The sequence below is a fragment of the Ensifer sp. GW101-20A05 genome (assembly GCF_059424735.1).
Window position 1 is genome coordinate 96391 of record NZ_JBWKZT010000003.1, and the last position, 17077, is coordinate 113467.

General features: G+C 62.4%; 22 protein-coding genes, 1 tRNA gene and 2 pseudogenes. 14 read left to right on the forward strand and 11 right to left on the reverse strand.

Annotation, left to right across the window (positions count from 1 at the left end; genetic code table 11):
* The first annotated feature begins 141 nt into the window (after window positions 1-141).
* Both AC070A_RS09595 and AC070A_RS09600 read left to right on the forward strand, forming a co-directional pair.
* Window positions 142-879 (forward strand): sulfate transporter family protein, encoded by a 738-nt coding sequence (locus tag AC070A_RS09595; protein ID WP_113479380.1) that lies wholly within the window; start codon window positions 142-144, stop codon window positions 877-879.
* Between the two features lie 102 nt (window positions 880-981).
* Entirely contained in the window at window positions 982-1191 is a 210-nt protein-coding gene (locus AC070A_RS09600) for a SlyX family protein (protein WP_057248228.1), read from the forward strand.
* Window positions 1192-1271: 80 nt separating this feature from the next.
* Here the strand turns inward: AC070A_RS09600 and AC070A_RS09605 are convergent, their stop codons facing one another.
* The 3 genes from AC070A_RS09605 to AC070A_RS09615 form a co-directional block, all read right to left on the reverse strand.
* Complete coding sequence (locus AC070A_RS09605) at window positions 1272-2264, reverse strand: BMP family lipoprotein (RefSeq protein WP_057247787.1); 993 nt, start codon at window positions 2262-2264, stop codon at window positions 1272-1274.
* Between the two features lie 517 nt (window positions 2265-2781).
* Window positions 2782-3435, reverse strand: a complete 654-nt coding sequence (gene msrA, locus AC070A_RS09610; RefSeq protein ID WP_057248229.1) for a peptide-methionine (S)-S-oxide reductase MsrA — start codon at window positions 3433-3435, stop codon at window positions 2782-2784.
* A gap of 42 nt (window positions 3436-3477) precedes the next feature.
* Window positions 3478-3795: a hypothetical protein gene (locus tag AC070A_RS09615; RefSeq protein ID WP_057247788.1), complete on the reverse strand. Its 318-nt coding sequence runs from the start codon at window positions 3793-3795 to the stop codon at window positions 3478-3480.
* A gap of 381 nt (window positions 3796-4176) precedes the next feature.
* Between AC070A_RS09615 and AC070A_RS09620 the strand changes: the two genes are divergently transcribed.
* The 4 genes and pseudogenes from AC070A_RS09620 to AC070A_RS09635 form a co-directional block, all read left to right on the forward strand.
* A tRNA-Ser gene (locus AC070A_RS09620) sits at window positions 4177-4266 on the forward strand.
* Between the two features lie 140 nt (window positions 4267-4406).
* Window positions 4407-4712 (forward strand): putative quinol monooxygenase, encoded by a 306-nt coding sequence (locus AC070A_RS09625; RefSeq protein WP_057247789.1) that lies wholly within the window; start codon window positions 4407-4409, stop codon window positions 4710-4712.
* Between the two features lie 126 nt (window positions 4713-4838).
* Entirely contained in the window at window positions 4839-5696 is an 858-nt protein-coding gene (locus AC070A_RS09630; protein ID WP_057247790.1) for a sigma-70 family RNA polymerase sigma factor, read from the forward strand.
* Between the two features lie 140 nt (window positions 5697-5836).
* Window positions 5837-5941: pseudogene (locus tag AC070A_RS09635) on the forward strand (SAM-dependent methyltransferase); the annotation flags it as partial.
* 27 nt (window positions 5942-5968) lie between these two features.
* Here AC070A_RS09635 and AC070A_RS09640 read toward each other — a convergent pair.
* A pseudogene (locus AC070A_RS09640) lies at window positions 5969-6193 on the reverse strand (aminotransferase class IV); the annotation flags it as partial.
* Between the two features lie 92 nt (window positions 6194-6285).
* Between AC070A_RS09640 and AC070A_RS09645 the strand changes: the two are divergent.
* Window positions 6286-6639 (forward strand): MerR family transcriptional regulator, encoded by a 354-nt coding sequence (locus AC070A_RS09645; RefSeq protein ID WP_057247792.1) that lies wholly within the window; start codon window positions 6286-6288, stop codon window positions 6637-6639.
* Window positions 6640-6789: 150 nt separating this feature from the next.
* On the opposite strand, the gene AC070A_RS09650 is transcribed toward AC070A_RS09645, so the two are convergent.
* A complete protein-coding gene (locus AC070A_RS09650) occupies window positions 6790-7212 on the reverse strand; it encodes a DUF6636 domain-containing protein (RefSeq protein WP_113399017.1) in 423 nt (140 codons plus the stop codon).
* A gap of 198 nt (window positions 7213-7410) precedes the next feature.
* Between AC070A_RS09650 and AC070A_RS09655 the strand changes: the two genes are divergently transcribed.
* Genes AC070A_RS09655 through AC070A_RS09665 form a run of 3 tightly spaced genes read left to right on the forward strand, consistent with a single transcriptional unit; the run spans window position 7411 to window position 8857 of the window.
* Window positions 7411-7743, forward strand: coding sequence for an ArsR/SmtB family transcription factor (locus AC070A_RS09655; protein WP_057247793.1), 333 nt, complete (start codon window positions 7411-7413; stop codon window positions 7741-7743).
* Between the two features lies 1 nt (window position 7744).
* Window positions 7745-8221: an SRPBCC family protein gene (locus AC070A_RS09660; protein ID WP_057247794.1), complete on the forward strand. Its 477-nt coding sequence runs from the start codon at window positions 7745-7747 to the stop codon at window positions 8219-8221.
* 12 nt (window positions 8222-8233) lie between these two features.
* The gene (locus AC070A_RS09665; protein WP_057247795.1) at window positions 8234-8857 is read left to right on the forward strand and encodes a dihydrofolate reductase family protein; all 624 of its coding nucleotides are present in this window, start codon (window positions 8234-8236) and stop codon (window positions 8855-8857) included.
* A 117-nt stretch (window positions 8858-8974) separates the two neighbouring features.
* On the opposite strand, the gene AC070A_RS09670 is transcribed toward AC070A_RS09665, so the two are convergent.
* From AC070A_RS09670 to AC070A_RS09685, 4 genes are all read right to left on the reverse strand, one after another.
* A complete protein-coding gene (locus tag AC070A_RS09670) occupies window positions 8975-9904 on the reverse strand; it encodes a YobF C-terminal domain-containing protein (protein WP_057247796.1) in 930 nt (309 codons plus the stop codon).
* Window positions 9905-9951: 47 nt separating this feature from the next.
* Window positions 9952-10758: a MerR family transcriptional regulator gene (locus AC070A_RS09675; RefSeq protein WP_057247797.1), complete on the reverse strand. Its 807-nt coding sequence runs from the start codon at window positions 10756-10758 to the stop codon at window positions 9952-9954.
* A 126-nt stretch (window positions 10759-10884) separates the two neighbouring features.
* Window positions 10885-12081 carry a CmlA/FloR family chloramphenicol efflux MFS transporter gene (gene cml, locus AC070A_RS09680; RefSeq protein ID WP_492384450.1) on the reverse strand — a complete coding sequence of 399 codons (1197 nt, stop codon included), beginning with the start codon at window positions 12079-12081 and terminating at the stop codon, window positions 10885-10887.
* Window positions 12082-12329: 248 nt separating this feature from the next.
* Complete coding sequence (locus tag AC070A_RS09685) at window positions 12330-12611, reverse strand: BON domain-containing protein (RefSeq protein ID WP_057247799.1); 282 nt, start codon at window positions 12609-12611, stop codon at window positions 12330-12332.
* A gap of 131 nt (window positions 12612-12742) precedes the next feature.
* On the opposite strand from AC070A_RS09685, the gene AC070A_RS09690 reads away from it, so the two are divergent.
* Window positions 12743-13687 carry an AEC family transporter gene (locus AC070A_RS09690; RefSeq protein WP_057247800.1) on the forward strand — a complete coding sequence of 315 codons (945 nt, stop codon included), beginning with the start codon at window positions 12743-12745 and terminating at the stop codon, window positions 13685-13687.
* 149 nt (window positions 13688-13836) lie between these two features.
* On the opposite strand, the gene AC070A_RS09695 is transcribed toward AC070A_RS09690, so the two are convergent.
* A complete protein-coding gene (locus tag AC070A_RS09695; RefSeq protein ID WP_057247801.1) occupies window positions 13837-14538 on the reverse strand; it encodes a c-type cytochrome in 702 nt (233 codons plus the stop codon).
* A 156-nt stretch (window positions 14539-14694) separates the two neighbouring features.
* On the opposite strand from AC070A_RS09695, the gene AC070A_RS09700 reads away from it, so the two are divergent.
* Window positions 14695-15453, forward strand: a complete 759-nt coding sequence (locus tag AC070A_RS09700; protein WP_057247802.1) for a 3-deoxy-manno-octulosonate cytidylyltransferase — start codon at window positions 14695-14697, stop codon at window positions 15451-15453.
* A 10-nt stretch (window positions 15454-15463) separates the two neighbouring features.
* Window positions 15464-16318 carry a prephenate dehydratase gene (locus AC070A_RS09705; RefSeq protein WP_057247803.1) on the forward strand — a complete coding sequence of 285 codons (855 nt, stop codon included), beginning with the start codon at window positions 15464-15466 and terminating at the stop codon, window positions 16316-16318.
* An 8-nt stretch (window positions 16319-16326) separates the two neighbouring features.
* Here AC070A_RS09705 and AC070A_RS09710 read toward each other — a convergent pair whose 3' ends face one another.
* Window positions 16327-16563 carry a hypothetical protein gene (locus AC070A_RS09710; protein WP_057247804.1) on the reverse strand — a complete coding sequence of 79 codons (237 nt, stop codon included), beginning with the start codon at window positions 16561-16563 and terminating at the stop codon, window positions 16327-16329.
* A gap of 240 nt (window positions 16564-16803) precedes the next feature.
* On the opposite strand from AC070A_RS09710, the gene AC070A_RS09715 reads away from it, so the two are divergent.
* Window positions 16804-16941, forward strand: a complete 138-nt coding sequence (locus tag AC070A_RS09715) for a DUF1127 domain-containing protein (RefSeq protein WP_064817013.1) — start codon at window positions 16804-16806, stop codon at window positions 16939-16941.
* Window positions 16942-17077 lie beyond the last annotated feature (136 nt).

Below are 17077 nucleotides of genomic sequence, written 5' to 3' on the forward strand. Positions count from 1 at the left end.
GCCCTTGGCGTTTTCCATGCTTCCCTTAGACGAGGCGCGTGAATCTTGCATAAAGACTGGCTTCCGCCGCGTGTGTCTTGTCGCTGGTGGTGCCCCTGCCTACATGCATCATCGAACCTTGGGCCATACTGGAGAGCGATGATGATCTTGGACGCGGCGCGACTTTCGCTTGCCAATCTCCTTGCGCCCGAGACCCGATCGGTTTTCTGGAAGGTGCTGGGCCTGACGATACTGGCGCTCGTCGCGCTCTGGTTTGCGGTGCGCGGAGTGTTTATCTGGCTGGCGCTGCCGTGGATCGATACGCTGATGCCGGGCACGCCCGTCTGGGCCGGTTGGCTGACCTTCGTCGTCGGCATCTTCGCGAGCCTCGGGCTGGCGCTCGCCTTGGCTTTGCTTCTGGCCCCCGTCACCGCGCTGATCGCCGGCTTCTTCCTCGACGATGTTGCCGAGGTGATCGAGAAGCGGGACTATCCGAGCGAGCCGCAGGGCCGGCCGCTGCCGCTTGGCGAGGCGATCGCCGGATCGCTGAAGTTTCTCGGCGTTGTCATCCTCGGCAACCTGCTGGCGCTCTTCCTGCTGCTCGTTCCGGGCGTCAATCTCGTCGCCTTCTTTCTGGTCAACGGCTATCTGCTCGGCCGCGAATTCTTCGAGTTCGCGGCAATGCGCTATCGTGCACCGGCGGAGGCGCGGCTCTTCCGCGAGAAGCACCGTTCCACCGTTTTTCTCGCCGGCCTTCTGCTCGCGGCCTTTCTGGCGGTGCCGTTCGTCAACCTTTTGACGCCGCTCTTTGCTGCCGGACTGATGGTGCATCTGCACAAGCGGCTTTCGGCAAAGGATCCCGGATTTTCGCTCTCGGGCAGTGCGGCGGCGAAGGCCTGAGAGGCTCTTGCTTGACATGATGCCGGCTATGGCCAATCTGCCGGCAAGATCCCATTGTGCTGCGCGGGCGCGCCGGCGCGTGGCAGGACGGAGTTGGCGGACATGAACAAGACGGACGAACGGATCACCCACCTCGAGGAAACGGTGGCCCACCAGGCCAAGACCATCGAGGAACTTTCCGATCAGCTTGCCGAGCAATGGAAGGTGGTGGAACAGACGCGCGCCAAGCTCGACCGGCTGACCGAGCGTTTCCTGTCGCTCGAGGAGCAATCGCTCGATGCGCCGGCGATCACCCGGCCGCCGCACTACTGATCGAGCGCCACGGCAAACGGAAATTAAAAGGCCGCCGGTCCAACGAACCGGCGGCCTCTCTATTTACATAAGTGCTGCTCTTAGTAGGGGCAGGACTCGTCGCTCATGTAGTCGTGAACTTCGACCTTGCCGGCAATGATTTCGGCTTTCACCTTTTCCACTGCGTCGAGCATCTCAGGCGTGATCAGTGCCTTGTTGTTGTCGTCGAGCGCATAGCCGACGCCATCTTCCTTGAGGCCGAGGTTGGAAATGCCGAACTCGAACTTGTCGTTCTTGGCCGCCGTGAAGGCTTCATAGACGGCAACGTCGACGCGCTTCAGCATCGAGGTCAGGACCTTGCCCGGCTGCAGGCCGTTCTGGTTGGAGTCGACGCCGATGCCGAGCTTGCCCGCATCTGCTGCTGCCTGCAGAACGCCGACGCCGGTGCCGCCGGCTGCGTGGTAGACGACGTCCGAGCCTTGGTCGATCTGCGACTTGGCGATTTCGCCGCCCTTGACCGGGTCGTTCCAGGCGTCCGGCGTCGTTCCGGTGTAGGCTTCCAGAACCTTGACGTCAGCGCCGGTCGACTTGGCGCCGCCAACGTAGCCACAGGCGAACTTGTGGATCAGCGGAACGTCCATGCCGCCGATGAAGCTGACGGTCTTCGACTTCGAAGCGAGGCCGGCGAGAACGCCGACGAGGTAGGAGCCTTCCTGTTCCTTGAAGACGACCGATTTGACGTTCGGCTTCTCGACGACCATGTCGATGATCGCAAACTTGATATCAGGGTATTCCGGCGCGATCTTCTCGAGCGAAGCCGCCCAGTTGAAGCCGGCCATGACGATCGGGCTGTTGCCGTCGCTCGCAAAGCGGCGCAGCGCCTGTTCACGCTGGGCATCGTTGGCGATTTCGAACTCGCGGTATTCGACGCCCGATTCCGTCTTGAACTTTTCGGCGCCGTTGAAGGCAGCCTCGTTGAAGGATTTGTCGAACTTGCCGCCGAGATCGTAGATGATCGCTGGCTTGATGTCGGCGGCCAGTGCCGTCGCGGACATCATCGAAAAGGCAAAGAGACCGAGAATGGTTTTTTTCATTGTGCAGCCCTGTTGTCGCTATTGATCTTATTGGGTCCTCCCGCCGGCTCCCCGACGGAACCTGTCTGCGGAACCCACCCCCTTCTCCTTGGGGCTAGGGTGGCGCATCCTTGCACGGTCACGGCAAAAAAACACTCAAAATTTTTCAGATGGTAAAAATACAAGCCACAGAAGCCGGTACCCGTAAGGCACCGGTTCTGTTGCGCTTTTGAGATCGCCGGCAAGTGTGCGCGCCCATCCGGCGCGACCTCTGGGTTGTGGGTATCGCGCTTGCTTTCGAGAGGGCCAAAGCGGCCCCCGGTGTCGGAGCGGGATGAGGAAAAGTGTGTGCGGTTCTCCGCCCGCATCCAGCGCTTGTTTACACGAAACGATCTGGTGAAGGTTTGGGTCGATTGAGGCCAAGCACATCGGCCTGTCTAGAGCATCCCGCTCTCGAGTGGAACCACCGGAGGCGGAAAGATGCTCTAGAATCAAAGTGCTAGAGCGTCCTTTGTGCGTCAGTCGAACGCACGGCGCCCTAGTACCCGATCGGGCAACTCACCCCGGTGCCGCGCAGGCCGCAATAGCCGTTCGGGTTCTTCGCCAGATATTGCTGGTGGTAGTCCTCGGCGAAGTAGAATGGGCCGGCCTTGCCGATCTCGGTGGTGATCGTGCCGCCATGGTTGGAATACTTCAGCGCCGCCTGGAAAGTGGTGCGCGCGGCCTTGGCCTCCGCCAGCTGCTCGTCGTCATAGGTGTAGATTGCCGAGCGGTAGGTGGTGCCGATATCGTTGCCCTGGCGCATGCCCTGGGTCGGGTCGTGCTCCTCGAAGAAAGTCTTGAGCAGGGTCGCAAGCGGAACCGTCTCTGGATCATAGACGACCAGCACCACCTCGGCATGGCCTGTGAGCCCGGTGGTCGTCTCCTGATAGGTCGGGTTCCGTGTCAGCCCGCCAGCGTAACCGACAGCCGTCACGTAGACACCGGGGATCTTCCAGAGCAGCCGTTCGGCGCCCCAGAAGCAGCCCATGCCAAGCAGGACCTGCTTCGTGCCGTCGGGGTAGGGGCCATTCAGCGGCCGCCCGGAGACGAAATGCGTCTCGGCCGTCGGGATCGCCTCGTCGCGACCCGGCAGCGCTGTCTGCGCATCGGGCATGATCGTCTTCTTGTTGAACATGTCGATCAGGAACATCAGCATACTCCTCGTCGGTGCAGAGACGGGCTCCGCTAAAAATCAGGCGGCGAAGCGGCCCGCGGCCGGCCGCTTCTTGTAACCGACCATCCACAGAACGAGCGCGAGCAGCGCCAGCACGGCGAAGGCCGGCTGCATCAGCAGCCAATGCAGCACCGAATGCCAGATCGTCTGCGCCGTATCGGAACGCTGCGCAAACTGGATCCAGCTCGCCGTGTCGGCGCCCAGCGCCTCCAGGTCGTCGCCAAGCGAGGTCATCACCAGTTCCGATGCGGCGACCGACTGAATCGCGTCGACGGCGCCGGCAAGCACGGCGGCAAACAACACGACGGCGCTCGCCAGCCTTAGTAGAAACCGCATCGGTCCAATTATCCCTTCATGTCACTGGTCGCGTCATGTCATGGTCAAGCGCAACGCCCCGGCGGCATCTTCTTCGATCGCAGGGGTCTCGGACAAGGCCCAGTGGCGAAATTATGCGGGGATCGCAGTAGAGCCGAGCTGGCATCTGGACGCTGCCGGGACGTGACACTCGTCCCGGCGCAAGAGATAAGCGTGCCGCCTGGTATGCACAATGGGGACGACGGGCCGCTCGTTTCACAAGATGTCAACAATCTGTCAGAAAGCAGTTGATCCCAAGCAAATCATCGGTATATAGACGCGCGTCCGCCGGTTTACACCGGTCGACACCGAAGGGCCCCGCCCTTCCCATCCAGCCGGATTGACCATCGGCTGCTGACGGATGGACAGGTGGCCGAGTGGTTGAAGGCGCACGCCTGGAACGCGTGTATACGTGAAAGCGTATCGAGGGTTCGAATCCCTCTCTGTCCGCCATTTCTCTCCCTTGCCACAGCGATCAATATCAAGACGTTGCCAACCCGCTTGGCGCCAACCCGCAAAAAATCTTCTTCGGCGCGATCCGTTTCGCCTCTCCGGTTCGTCTTTGCTGTGTCCGTAGCAAAGGAGACACGCTGATGACCACCGAACCTGTCACACTCGTCAATCTGCTGAAGGTCGAACCCGGCAAGCAGGCGCAATTGATTGCGCTCCTGAAGCGCAACATCGAAACCGTGATCAGCACGCTCGGCGGTTGGCACACAAGCCGGCTGATCGCCGCCAAGGACGGCGCCAGCGTCATCATCTATTCGGAATGGGAGACGCCGGCGGCCATTGAGGCGATGCGGGCCGATCCCCGGATGAAGGCCTACTTCCCGCAGATCCTGGAATTGGCAAGCCTTGAGTCGATCCTGGGCGAGGCCGTGTTCAGCGATAACAGGTGATGTCGATCCGCCGCCGACGCCCGCCGACAGTGGCCGGAAGGCGGCGGACATTTCTTTGGACCCGCGTTATCGTGCCGTCGTCGCCGATGGGCTGACGCCTGGAAATGCGCCCATGGAGCTCGATACATGAACGTGGAAGATTTCGAGGATCGCCTGCGCGAGTTCAGGCCGCGGCTGCATCGCTATTGCGCGCGCATGACCGGCTCGGCCGTGGACGGCGAGGACGTGCTGCAGGATACCTTGATCAAGGCCCTGCAGGCGCGGGCGGACGGTGTGGTCGTGGACAATATCGAGGGCTGGTTGCTTCGCATCGCCCACAATACCAGCCTCGATTTCCTGCGCCGGCGGTCCCGGCACAGGGTCGTTCCGCTGCGCGATGATCTGGAGGACGCACGGCTGCCCGAAGCGGACATCGTTGCGGTCGGCTTTCACACCTTCCTGCAGCTGCCTGAACTTCAGCGCTGCGCCGTGATTCTCAAGGATGTGCTCGGACATTCGGTCGAAGAAATCGCGGATATTGCCGACTGCACGCCGGCGGCTGCCAAGTCGGCGCTCCAGCGCGGACGCGCGTCGCTCCGGCAACTGGCGGATCGCCCGGACGATATGCGGCTGCCGCTGATGTCCGATGCCAACCGGCAGAAGATGGCGACCTATGTGCGCCTGTTTCAGGGGGGCGATTTCGATGCGATCCGCGCCATGCTGGCCGAAGACGTCAAGCTCGAGCTCGTCAACAGGCTGAGGCTGGAGGGCCGTGAGGGCATTGGCCGCTACTTCACCCGCTATGCCGAGGAGACGAGGTGGCGGTTCGCGCTCGGTGCGATCGAGGGGCGTCCGGTCATGCTGGTTTTCGACAGCGCCGGGCCCATGGAGATGCCTGCGCATTTCGTTCTTCTCGATTGGCGCGAGGACGAGATCGCTGCGATCCGCGACTTTCTCTTCGCGCCCTATGTGCTTGAAACCGTCGATTGGGTTCGTCTGGCCTAGCGCGAAGGGGCCTTCGCTGATTGACCGTCCGATCTCCGCCATTTGTTGACGATTGCGCGGTAGCCGGAATCCCTTGACCGGCGTGGCTCCGGCCTCGACCGTGCCGAGGAGATCTGGTCGCGCTCTGGGGAGCAGGCAGCATGAAGACGGCGAGTGACGCGCGTTTCTGGGACCGGACGTCGCAGCGATACGCCAAGGGGGCGATCGCGGACCCGGCCGGATATGAGCGCACGCTCGACCGTACCCTCCGCCGGACCTGCGTCGATTGCCTGTTTGATGTGGGCGCGCAACTCTTCGTCGGGCAGCGCGCGGCCGAAGAAGGAGAGAGAGGCGTTGCTGAGGCGCTTCAGATGCAGGTCCAGACCTCTGATCTTGCAGTCCCTGACCTGAATTGCGGTGAAGTGGGCGAAGCCGGCAAAAGCCAAGGGGATCAGATCGGCAGCGCTGGCCGGGCGGCCGTTGAGCGCTGCGGGATAGAGGCTTGTTTCGTTCGGCATGGTCTTGCTCCTGGGTGTGTTCACATGAAGGAGCCAATAGGTCTAAGGTCTGACAGCGCTGTCAGAGTCAAGGGCGAGGCGAAGGGACCGGAATGAAAATAGGCGAGCTGTCGAAACGCACCGGCGTCAGCATTCGGATGCTGCGCTACTATGAAGCCGAAGGGCTGTTGAAGCCTGGACGCACCGAAAGCGGCTATCGCGACTATGATCTGGCGGAGGTGAGAACCGTCGAGCGCATCAAACTCCTGGGCGCCGGCGGCATGACCCTTCCGACGATCCTGCAGTTCCTGCCGTGCGTTCGCGGAGAAGGTCCGATCTTTGAGCCCTGCGACGAACTGCGCGTCACCCTGCACGAGCAGATCCGGCTTGTCGAAGAGAAGACGGAAAAGCTGGCGCAGAGCCGCAGCGTCCTGGAGACTTTTCTGCAGGAGATAGGCGAGCGCTGATCTTCTGCCGGATCGAGCTACCGCGTGCTGCGGCGACCCCTTGCTGGCCTCGTCAGCGCTAACGCGACAGGATTGCGACCAAACCCGCTCTGGCCATCAACCAGAAGTCAGGGCGCGCGGCAAACCGTATGCACCTTTCCTGCTGCCGCTCTAATAGACGTCGGTCTTCGATCGACTGATGTAAAAACCGTGGCCGTCACTGCGCTCGCAGCTGAGCCCGGTCTTGCTGGACCGACAGCTAAACGGCCCCTTCTTCCAGCTGTTGCCGTAGCTCAGGATATGGGAGCCGTCGCAGCATGCTGTATCGCCCGCGTTCTGGAATCGTCGGGCCTTGCCCGCCTTTCCCAGAATGAACCTCTGATAGGTCGGTTCGATGCGGTCACAGCCAAGTTCCGGGCCGCCGTCCTCCGGGACATAAACATCGGAGCCACCGGCTGGCGTGTATTGGCAACCGATGTTGCCGGTCGGCATGTTGAAATAAATCAGACCGCCATCGGCGGGGAAATTCTGCTCTGCTGCATTCCCGTCGAATGCGATGAGCGCGGCGACCGCAAACACAAGAAAGCGCATCATTCGAGCTTTGGCCCCTGACCTTTGTCGATCCCGCAAAGTGCAGCAAGTAAAACATATCAGCGGGAAATGGGGAAATGGTCTCGGCTCTCGACCTGCGGTCGACGGCACGGCGCCGTGAGACAAATTGGCTCGAGCCTGTCGGGGAGGACTTCAATAGTTAGCTGTTGCGCTAAGTGTTTGGTCATGATACTTAGCCTTATGGAACAGTATTCAGGCCGATTGGACGTGATCTTTCAGGCGCTCGCCGATCCCACCCGGCGCGCCGTGCTTTCGCGGCTCGGCGGCGGCCCGGCGAGCATCAGCGATCTCGCCAGACCCTTCGACATGGCCCTGCCGTCCTTCATGAAGCACATCCACTTCCTGGAAGGCAGCGGCCTGATCCGCACGCACAAGCAGGGCCGGGTGCGGACCTGCGCCATCGAGAAGGCGCAATTCGCCGTGGTCGAGACCTGGCTTTCGGCGCAGCGCGCGCTCTGGGAAGGCCGTGCCGACCGGCTGGAAAAATTCGTCACTGAACACGAGGAGGAATGACATGATCCGCTCTCCAGATCCCGAACTCGACCTGACGATGGCACGCATCATCAAGGCGCCGCGCGCGACCGTCTGGCGCGCCTGGAGCGATCGGACCCGGCTTGAGCAATGGTGGGTCCCGGCGCCGGCAATATGCAAGGTGATCGATATGGACCTGAAGCCGGGCGGCGGCTTCGTGACCCGGATCAGCGAAGGCGGCGGCGAGTTCGTGCCGCATATCAATGCCTGCTTCCTCGCGGTCGACGAACTCTCGCGCATCGTCTTCACCGATACGCTCGTTGCCGGCTGGCGGCCGGCCGAGAACGCCTTCATGACGGCAATCATCACGCTCAGCGACCATCCGGCCGGCACTGAGTACGCCGCCCACGTGATGCACCGCAACGGCGCGGACCGGAAGATGCACGAGGAGATGGGTTTCCACGACGGCTGGGGAACGGTGGCGGAGCAACTGGCCCGGCTCGTCGAGCAAACCCATTAAGGAGGCGAAGACATGCGCAACATCGTCCTGCAGATGATGACGACGCTCGATGGCCGCCTCGACGATCCGCTTGCCTGGATGGGCACGGTGGTCGATGAGCAGTACCGGGCGATCGACCGCCTCTATGCCGGCTACGACACGGTACTCGTCGGGCGCACCACCTACGAGGAGATGGTCGGCTATTGGCCCGGCGCGCTGAACGATGAGGTCAACGGCGAGACCAATCGCGTGATGGCCAAACGCATGCACGACTCCCGCAAGATTGTGTTCTCCCGCACCGGTGAGCAGGCAATCAGCCCCTGGCACAATGCCGAACAGGTCGTGGCTGCCGACGACGCCGCACTTTCGCGCTACCTGATGGAGCTGAAGGCTGAGCCCGGCGGCGATATCCATCTCTCGGGTGGCGCCAGCCTGGCGCAGACGGTGATCGGCCTCGGGCTGGTCGATCGCTACCACTTCTTCGTCTATCCCGTCGTCTCGCCGGGTGAACCGTGGTTCGCCCGGCTGAGGGATAAGAACGAACTGCAGCTGATCGGCAGCGAACACTACGACAACGGTGTCGTCGGACTTCACTACGCAACCGTACGCGACGCCAAGTCGGAGCGGCCGAAGAGCTTCTCCGAGCTCATTGCCTAAAGCAATTCCAGGAAAAGTGCGAAGCGGTTTTCCGTCCGGAATTGCGCCCGTGCCAAGTGAAGCAATTCCAGGAAAAGTGCGAAGCGGTTTTCCGTCCGGAGTTGCGTGTTGCTGGAATCAGTCTCCGCCTCGCAGGGCGGAGAGCAGCCGATCGTAGGTCGGAGCCAGCCGCCGCAGGGCTTCCGCCGCTTCCGCATCTCTGCGCAAGACCAACGGATATTGCAGCGCGCCGATGAGTCGCGCCTGTTCGCCGGCAACGGCGGCGGACTTGGCAAAGCCGGCGCGCTCGAGGCAGGTTTCGGCGTCAGCCGCACGGCGGGCGCCGACGCGAACGGCGAAATGGATCAGGTGCGCCCGCAAGCCCTTGTCACAGCGTTCCTCGATGCGCGCCGCCAGCGCTTCGGCGGCCTCGGCATTGCCGAGGCTCCTAGGCGGCATCGCTCGATCCGTAACCATCGACAGCCAGTGGATCGCGGCCGGGATCGAGGCCCGGATCCCGTCCACCTCCGAGACCTCCGCCACCCGCGAAAAGCCCGACCGCATCGTGAAAGAATCGCCGTAGGTGAGCGTCTTCGCGCTCCAGGCCGCCATGAAATCACTGATCGGCAGCGAGGCGTAGGGGTAGCCCTGCGGATCGTGCATCAGCACCCGCTCCTCGTCGAGCGCGAGGACTACGACATAGTGGTCGGCCTCGATCGGCCCGGTCATGCCGGGCTGATGGCGGAGATGTCCCATTTCCACCGGGCCGACCCAGACCGGGCCATCCTTGAGCGTCGACCGGAGGCGAGAAAGCGCGTCCTCGGCATCGTCACCCTTGCTGACTTCCGAGGTCCAGCCGAGCGCAGCAAGCGCGCCGTCGAACCCGGCTTCCGGGTCCCAGCCATAGGGGTCGAAGAACGGCAGCGAGCCGCCGATGAGCTGCATTCCGAACGGGCTGCTTGTGGCAAATTCGATGACGGCGGGCGAGGGCGCCGCCTCGCCGAACATCATGGCGAAGGAATTGGCGTAGCAATAGGGGCCGGAGCCCACATAGGGAACGTGCTGCATCGGATGGAACCCTTGAGCGATTGAGGGGGGATGTGAAGGGAGGCTTGTTAAGGCACGATGGGATAGGCGACATCGAAACGGGCGTCGCCGCTGCCGGGGTAGATTTCGTAGGGGCTGCCGAAACAATTGAGATCGTTGCTGTGCTCGAACCAGGCCTCGATCGCGTCGTAGACACGCAGCACCGCCGGAAAGGTCTCGAACGTCTCGGACACCGGCAGGAATGCTTCGCGCCCAGCCGGCTGAAGTCGCATGCGCAGATCACCTGACGGTTCGAGGCTGCCGGTGTAGCCGATCGCGACCTCGACGAGGCCCTTGCCATCATGGTTCACGGGCTCGTGGAAATGCAGCGTCATCGGCCCATCGTCGTCCTTGCCGCATAGTGCCAGGTAGCTGCGGATCGCCGCTTCGGCGCTTTCCGTGAAAGCGTCGAGCGCATCGACCGTCACATGACCCTGCCGATAGACGATCTTCGAAGGGGCAGTGTCGCGGACGCGGACGGCTTTGATCAGCGGATCATCGCCGCCGGACGATTGCCGGAAGATCGCCTGCACCAGCTCGCTCTGCTCCTCGAGCCGTTTGGTCTGTACCTCCAGCCAGGCGCGAAGTTCGGCGAGGCGCACTTCGGGCTGAAGCTCGATCAGGCGGGCGATTCGGGCGATCGGCAGGCCCAATTGCCGCAGCCTTGCGATCAAGCGGGCGCGGCCCGCCTGCTCGGCGGCGTAGTAGCGGTAGCCGGTCACCGGATCGACGTGGGCGGGCACGAGCAGGCCCTGCTCAACATAGAGCCGGAGCGCCTTCGGCGACAGTCTTGTGGCAGCGCCGAAACGGCCGGCGAGGAAAAAAGAATCGGTCATGAGACAAGTCTGGGGCCTGCCCCAGGGGCGAGGTCAAGAGGCATCTTGCGGTCTTGCTGGCAGCCGCCGGACCGGTTGGCTGAATACCTCCCGGAGCAGGCAACCGCTCCGGGAGGTACATGGCAGCTATTGTCTTCCACGTCGGTTCAGGAGCGCCAGCGCCAGGAGCGTGACCGTCGCCATCACCAGGCAGTAGCCGACGAGCGGCCAGGCCGTATAGCCCTTCAGAAACAGAACGGCGCCGGTGCCGACGACGGCGACGATCACGCTCTGGATGCAGAAGTAGAGCGCCACCGCCGTTCCGGCGATCGCGTCAAAGGCCTTCAGCGCGCCGTTCGCAGTCACCGAGGCGCTCATGACAATGCCGACGGCGATCACCCACATCGGCAGCACGAAGCTTGCGAAGGAGGGTGTCGTGAAGACTTCGCCGGCGGCAAGCAACAGCCCGCCAAGGATCAGCGCTGCCATGCCGCGCATGAGGCAGCCGGACATCCCGTAGCGGCCGACGAAACCCTTGGCGAAGCGCGTGGTCAGGATCATCACCACTGCCGCCGTCGCGAAGGCGAGGCTGAAGCCGAACTGCGAATAGCCGGCGCGATCGATGAGCAGGCGCGGCGCGGTCGAGAAGAACACGAAGAACGCGCCCATCGCCGTGCTGAAGCCGAGCGTATAGGTCCAGAACGCGCCGTTCCTGAGAATGGGCTTAAAGCTGGACTTCCCGTTGCCGGAAGGGATTGGCCGGGTTTCCGACCAGCGCAGCAGCGCCTGGCCGAGCGCGGTAAGACCGAGCACGCCGAGCGTCAGGAAGATCGCCTGCCAGCCGAGAGCGCCTGAGATCAGCGCGCCGGCAATCGGTCCGAGCGCCGGAACGAAGGACAGCATGGCGCTGAAGAGGCCGTATATGGTGACGCCTTCCGGACGTGCGCCATAGACGTCCCGCACCGTCGCGAAGGTCGCGACCAGCGCCGCCGAGGCGCCCGCCGCCTGCGCAAGCCGGAGTGCCACGAAGACCGGCGCTGAGGTGGTGACCGCCAGCAGCAATGACGTCAGTGCAAACAAAGTCGCGCCTCCGAGAAGCACCGGACGGCGGCCGAACCGGTCGGAGAGCGGGCCGAAGAGCACCTGTCCCAAGCCCAGCATGAGCATGTAGAGGCTCAGCGTCAGCTGGACGATTGCCGGCGACGTGCCGAGAATGCCGGGCATTTCCGGCACGACAGGCAGATAGATGTCCATGGCGAGCGACGCCAGGATATCGAAAGGCGCCATCAGCAGCAGAGCCGCCGGCAGCGTATAGGGCCAGGTGGGCAAGTTATGATCGGGCATGATGAAACATCCGCGCAAATGGGTAACATTCGGCGGCGATCTGCCACTTCATCAAATCTTGGGAGTGTGAGCCGACAGACGCCGCAACAACTTTTTCAAACCGTTGTTGCGGCTTACCTGGTTGCTGACTCGTCGGTCCTCATCTGCGGCTCCTGCAGGCTGACGGCAATGCCAGGCCCATATCGACATCAATAGTGGCGCATGTCCTATCATTCGGCTTTTGACGTGGCAACCCGTCGGATCACCGCTCAGGCATGCGGGTCGGCGTCGCCCGGCTTCGCGTTCAGCCGGTTCTCGACGCTGGCAACACCGATCACCGATGCCGCCGCATCCCCGGCGCAGGCGACGTCCGTTTCGCTCGCGACCTCACCGGAAAGAACGACGAGCCCGCCAAGCGCCATCACCGAGATGCGGCTCGTGTCGACCAGGGCGGCATACTGGATGAAGCGCAGCACCTTGTCGGCGAGCGCGTCATCCGTCAGATGCGGATCGTCGTCTCCATGGGCATAAATGGGCTTATCTGGCGGCATGGCATGTTCCTCATGCTCTTCCCGAACGCCTGCGGTCTGCGAAGGTTCCCTTGAAAGTGCTCTGCCGCGCCGCGCTTGCGATCCTGGCGTGAACGCGGTTATTGCTGGCAGTCCCATCCCAAGGCCTGCGCATGTCCGACATCTTCCAGAACGTTCTGCCCATCTTCGTCCTGATCCTTGCCGGCTGGCTGCTGGTTCGGTCAGGCTATCTGAAACCGGCTGTCGGCGAAGCGCTCGGCGACTTCGTCTTTCGTGTTGCCGTTCCCGTTCTATTATTTCGCACGATTGCCGAAGCGGATTTCAAGGACGGTTCGCCCTGGCCGCTCTGGGTCGCCTACTTTTCCGGCGTTGCCGTCACCTGGGCGGCCGGGCATCTGGCTGCAACGCTCATCTTCCGGCGTGACCCACGCATGGGCGTTCTTGCCGGCGTCTCCTCGGCCTTCGCCAACACCGTGTTCATCGGCTTGCCGTTGGTTTCACGCATCGTCGGCGAGGAGGGAATAGTGGCGATTTCGATCCTGCTGTCCGTCCATCTGCCGGTCATGATGATCGCCGGCACGCTGCTGATGGAGCGTGCCGAGCGCCGTGCAAGCGGCAAACCAGGGCAAAGCCCGTTGCATCTTCTCGCCGGCGTCGGCCGCAACCTGGTGCGCAATCCGCTGGTCATCGGGCTTGCTTGCGGCGCAGCGTTTCATCTCGTCGGCCAGCCGCTTGGCGGACCTGTGAAGACTGTCGTCGATCAGCTTGCCTCGATGGCGGCGCCGGCAGCGCTGATCTCGATCGGCATGGCGCTAGACAAATACGGCCTTGCCGGCAATCTCGGTCTTGCTTCCTTTACGAGTGTGCTGAAGCTCCTCGTCATGCCCGGGGTCGTGTTCACCAGTTGCCACCTGCTTGGCCTCAACGACAACTGGACGACGGCGCTGGTGCTGACATCGGCCGTTCCAACCGGCGTCAACGCCTGGCTGATCGCCAACCATTTCAACGTCGGCCACGCACTCGCCTCCTCGACCATCACATTGACGACCGCGCTCGGCGTCGTCAGCGTTTCGGTCTGGGCCTATCTGCTGGTGTGACTGCTTCGGAACTTCGGGAAGTGTTTCCTCGGGAGGAGCGAAATCCCGTCTATCGATTCGCGTGGATGTGTCGCGTCACCGTGCCCCGCAAATGCAAAAGGCCCGGCGCGAGCCGGGCCTTTCGAATGGGTTGTTTCCAACCGCTAAGCTTATTGCGCCGGTGCCGGCTGGCCTTCGGCAGGCTTGGATTCCGTCGCCGGAGCGGCCTGGCCTTCAGCCGGCTTGGTTTCGGTTGCCGGAGCCTCTGCCGGCTTTGCGCCTTCGGCGCCAGCAGCCGGTGCCGCTTCGGCAGCGCCGCCAGCCGCATCCGGCAGCGGAGCCGGAGAATCGGCCTGCTCGCGCAGCCACGCGATCAGGTTGGCGCGCTCGTCCGGCTTCTTGACGCCGGCAAAGCCCATGGCGGTGCCCGGAACGTGCTTCTTCGGCGCTTCGATGAAGAAGCTCAGGTGGTCGTAATCCCAGACGACCTTGCTGCCCTCGGAGAAGGTCTTCATGCCGGCCGAATAGCTGAAGCCTTCATGCGAGGCGATCGGACGGTTGACGAGGCCCCAGAGGTTCGGACCGACTTTGTTTGCGCCGCCCTTGTCGGCGGTGTGACAGCTTGCGCACTTCTTGAACACGGCTTCACCGGCAGAAGCATCGGCCTTGAGAAGCAGCGGCTTGATATCGACTTCGACTTCTGCGGCGCCGCCGGCGCCGGCTTCAGACGTGCCCTCTTCGGCAACGATCGCGAAGCCTTCCTTCTCGGGAGCCTCGGAGTGGAAAATGCCTTCCGATGCAATGGACACGGACATCAGAACGAAGACCGTCCCCAGAAAGGCACCCACGCCCATGTTCACATATGAATTCATCTGCAAACGCTCCCTTTGCCACCGGCGCAAACAAAAACCCGGCCTATCTTGAAATCGCGCGGAACCTATGTCTTTTGGCTCTGCGTTGCAACAGTGATTATCGGCCCCTAACTGAGACTTATTGACACTTTCAGCGGGGTTTTTGAAGGCCAGATCATGAATCGCGAAAATTCAGGTAAAGCCATCGTGCTCATTCCGGCGCGCATGGCCTCGACTCGCCTGCCCGGAAAGCCGCTCGCCGACATTTGCGGCCTGCCAATGATCGTCCAGGTGGCGAAACGCGCCGAGGAAGCGGACGTCGGCCGCGTGGTCGTCGCCGTCGACGACCAGCAGGTCTTCGACGTGGTGCGGGAGGCCGGCTTCGAAGCGATCATGACCCGCATCGATCACCAGTCCGGATCCGACCGGATCTATGAAGCGCTGCAGAAGGCCGACCCGACCGGCGAAGCGGAGATCGTCATCAACGTGCAGGGCGATCTGCCGACGGTCGAGCCGGCATCGATCCGTGCCGCACTGAACCCGCTTGAAAACGCCAGCACGGATATCGCGACGCTGACGGTGGCGATCGCCGAAGAGAGCGAAAAGACCAATCCGAACATCGTCAAGGTCGTTGGTTCGCCGCTTTCGGACACGCGCCTGCGCGCACTTTACTTTACCCGCGCGACCGCGCCCTACGGCCAGGGGCCGCTCTACCATCACATCGGTCTCTACGCCTATCGCCGCCAGGCGCTGGAGCGCTTCGTATCGCTAAAGCCCTCCGTGCTCGAACGCCGCGAATCGCTTGAGCAACTGCGCGCGCTCGAGGCCGGCATGCGCATCGACGTCGAGATCGTCGATTCGGTTCCGCTCGGCGTCGATACGCCGGTGGAGCTGGAAAAAGCCCGCCGTATCCTTTCCGCCCGCCATCCCGAATAAGGAAGCTACCGTGACCGTCAAGACCAACAGGATTTCCTTTCAGGGCGACTACGGCGCCAACTCCGACATGGCCTGCCGCGACATGTTTCCGTCGATGGAGCCGCTGCCCTGCCAGACATTCGAGGATGCCTTCGTCGCCGTCGAGAACGGTGACGCCGATCTCGCGATGATCCCGATCGAGAACACGATCGCCGGCCGCGTCGCCGATATCCATCATCTGCTGCCGGAATCGCGGCTGCACATCGTCGGCGAATACTTCATGCCGATCCGTTTCCAGCTGATGGTGCTGCCCGGCGTCACGCGTGACGAAATCCGCACCGTGCACAGCCACATCCACGCGCTCGGCCAGTGCCGCAAGATCGTGCGTTCCAATGGCTGGAAGCCGGTCGTCGCCGGCGATACCGCCGGCGCGGCGAAGCTTGTTTCCGAAAAGGGCGACCGCTCGATGGCGGCGCTTGCACCGCGGCTTGCCGCCGATCTCTATGGTCTGGAGATCATCGCCGAGAACGTCGAGGACACCGAAAGCAACGTCACCCGCTTCGTCGTGCTTTCCCGTGAAGAACAGCGCATAGGGCGTTCCGCGGACGACGAGTTGATCATCACCACCTTCGTCTTCAATGTCCGCAACATTCCTGCGGCCCTCTACAAGGCGATGGGCGGTTTCGCGACCAACGGCATCAACATGACCAAGCTCGAGAGCTATCAGCTCGGCGGCAAGTTCGTGGCGACGCAGTTCTACGCCGATATCGAAGGCCATCCCGACGATATCGGCGTGCGCCACGCCATGGACGAGCTGCGTTTCTTCTCCGAGAAGGTCCGCATCCTTGGCACCTACAAGGCGCACCCGATGCGCGGCGTGCTCTGACGCTTGGCTCAGACCTGCTCGAAAGTTCCTCGAAAGGGAAAGTCGGGCGAGACGAGCCGCCACACCTCACCGGACGCAAGGTGCCGATACCACTTTTCGTCCGGTAAGCTCCCCGCGCGAGATGTCCTCACCGGGACCTCCAGGGCGATCCCCGCGCCCACCTGATCTGCAATCCAGCGCTCGAAGCGATCGAATTCCGGCGGCATCTGAAAGGCTGCGATCTTCTCCCATTCGCATGTCGTCATCTTCGTTTATCAAGCCTGGCTAATAGAATTGGCTGTGGCAACACCCGTTCGTTCCGGCCGTGATCCAACGCGGTTTTGCAACGGGAATCATCAGCTTAACGATCGTGTCGCGACGTAAGAAAGTGGCAAAAATTCGTTAACCGGCTACGCGTCTGGCGCATGCCTAATCTGCAATCGCGGCGGTACACAAATTTTAGGCAAATGCCTATCTAACGCTCGTTCACGTAAGGAGTGTTAAAGATGAAGATCCGTCAGAAGATCATGGAATATGCGAAGACCCGCCGTGCGATCCGCGAGCTGAACGCTCTCGACGATCACGCACTGAGCGATATCGGTCTGTCCCGTTCGCAGATCCAGGCCGCCGTTTACGGCCGCTAATCCGCATCATTCGCGTATCCCGCCGCGTCTGCATGTGTCCTTTGATCGTTCCGATCAAAGGACAAAAATATGCGGCAATGTAAGTGCTGCAGCGACCTTTGCACGTCTGCTAAGACGTGCGGCGCTGTAGGGCTGG

What these genes read in the sequence shown, in the direction of transcription:
- AC070A_RS09685 (WP_057247799.1), bottom strand. Translation starts at nt 12,611, where the DNA reads ATGCCGCCAGATAAGCCCATTTATGCCCATGGAGACGACGATCCGCAT.
- AC070A_RS09665 (WP_057247795.1), top strand. Translation starts at nt 8,234, where the DNA reads ATGCGCAACATCGTCCTGCAGATGATGACGACGCTCGATGGCCGCCTC.
- AC070A_RS09695 (WP_057247801.1), bottom strand. Translation starts at nt 14,538, where the DNA reads ATGAATTCATATGTGAACATGGGCGTGGGTGCCTTTCTGGGGACGGTC.
- AC070A_RS09715 (WP_064817013.1), top strand. Translation starts at nt 16,804, where the DNA reads ATGAAGATCCGTCAGAAGATCATGGAATATGCGAAGACCCGCCGTGCG.
- AC070A_RS09630 (WP_057247790.1), top strand. Translation starts at nt 4,839, where the DNA reads ATGAACGTGGAAGATTTCGAGGATCGCCTGCGCGAGTTCAGGCCGCGG.
- AC070A_RS09650 (WP_113399017.1), bottom strand. Translation starts at nt 7,212, where the DNA reads ATGATGCGCTTTCTTGTGTTTGCGGTCGCCGCGCTCATCGCATTCGAC.
- AC070A_RS09700 (WP_057247802.1), top strand. Translation starts at nt 14,695, where the DNA reads ATGAATCGCGAAAATTCAGGTAAAGCCATCGTGCTCATTCCGGCGCGC.
- AC070A_RS09615 (WP_057247788.1), bottom strand. Translation starts at nt 3,795, where the DNA reads ATGCGGTTTCTACTAAGGCTGGCGAGCGCCGTCGTGTTGTTTGCCGCC.
- AC070A_RS09625 (WP_057247789.1), top strand. Translation starts at nt 4,407, where the DNA reads ATGACCACCGAACCTGTCACACTCGTCAATCTGCTGAAGGTCGAACCC.
- AC070A_RS09675 (WP_057247797.1), bottom strand. Translation starts at nt 10,758, where the DNA reads ATGACCGATTCTTTTTTCCTCGCCGGCCGTTTCGGCGCTGCCACAAGA.
- AC070A_RS09595 (WP_113479380.1), top strand. Translation starts at nt 142, where the DNA reads ATGATCTTGGACGCGGCGCGACTTTCGCTTGCCAATCTCCTTGCGCCC.
- AC070A_RS09645 (WP_057247792.1), top strand. Translation starts at nt 6,286, where the DNA reads ATGAAAATAGGCGAGCTGTCGAAACGCACCGGCGTCAGCATTCGGATG.
- AC070A_RS09690 (WP_057247800.1), top strand. Translation starts at nt 12,743, where the DNA reads ATGTCCGACATCTTCCAGAACGTTCTGCCCATCTTCGTCCTGATCCTT.
- AC070A_RS09605 (WP_057247787.1), bottom strand. Translation starts at nt 2,264, where the DNA reads ATGAAAAAAACCATTCTCGGTCTCTTTGCCTTTTCGATGATGTCCGCG.
- AC070A_RS09600 (WP_057248228.1), top strand. Translation starts at nt 982, where the DNA reads ATGAACAAGACGGACGAACGGATCACCCACCTCGAGGAAACGGTGGCC.
- AC070A_RS09660 (WP_057247794.1), top strand. Translation starts at nt 7,745, where the DNA reads ATGATCCGCTCTCCAGATCCCGAACTCGACCTGACGATGGCACGCATC.
- AC070A_RS09710 (WP_057247804.1), bottom strand. Translation starts at nt 16,563, where the DNA reads ATGACGACATGCGAATGGGAGAAGATCGCAGCCTTTCAGATGCCGCCG.
- cml (WP_492384450.1), bottom strand. Translation starts at nt 12,081, where the DNA reads ATGCCCGATCATAACTTGCCCACCTGGCCCTATACGCTGCCGGCGGCT.
- msrA (WP_057248229.1), bottom strand. Translation starts at nt 3,435, where the DNA reads ATGTTCCTGATCGACATGTTCAACAAGAAGACGATCATGCCCGATGCG.
- AC070A_RS09655 (WP_057247793.1), top strand. Translation starts at nt 7,411, where the DNA reads ATGGAACAGTATTCAGGCCGATTGGACGTGATCTTTCAGGCGCTCGCC.
- AC070A_RS09670 (WP_057247796.1), bottom strand. Translation starts at nt 9,904, where the DNA reads ATGCAGCACGTTCCCTATGTGGGCTCCGGCCCCTATTGCTACGCCAAT.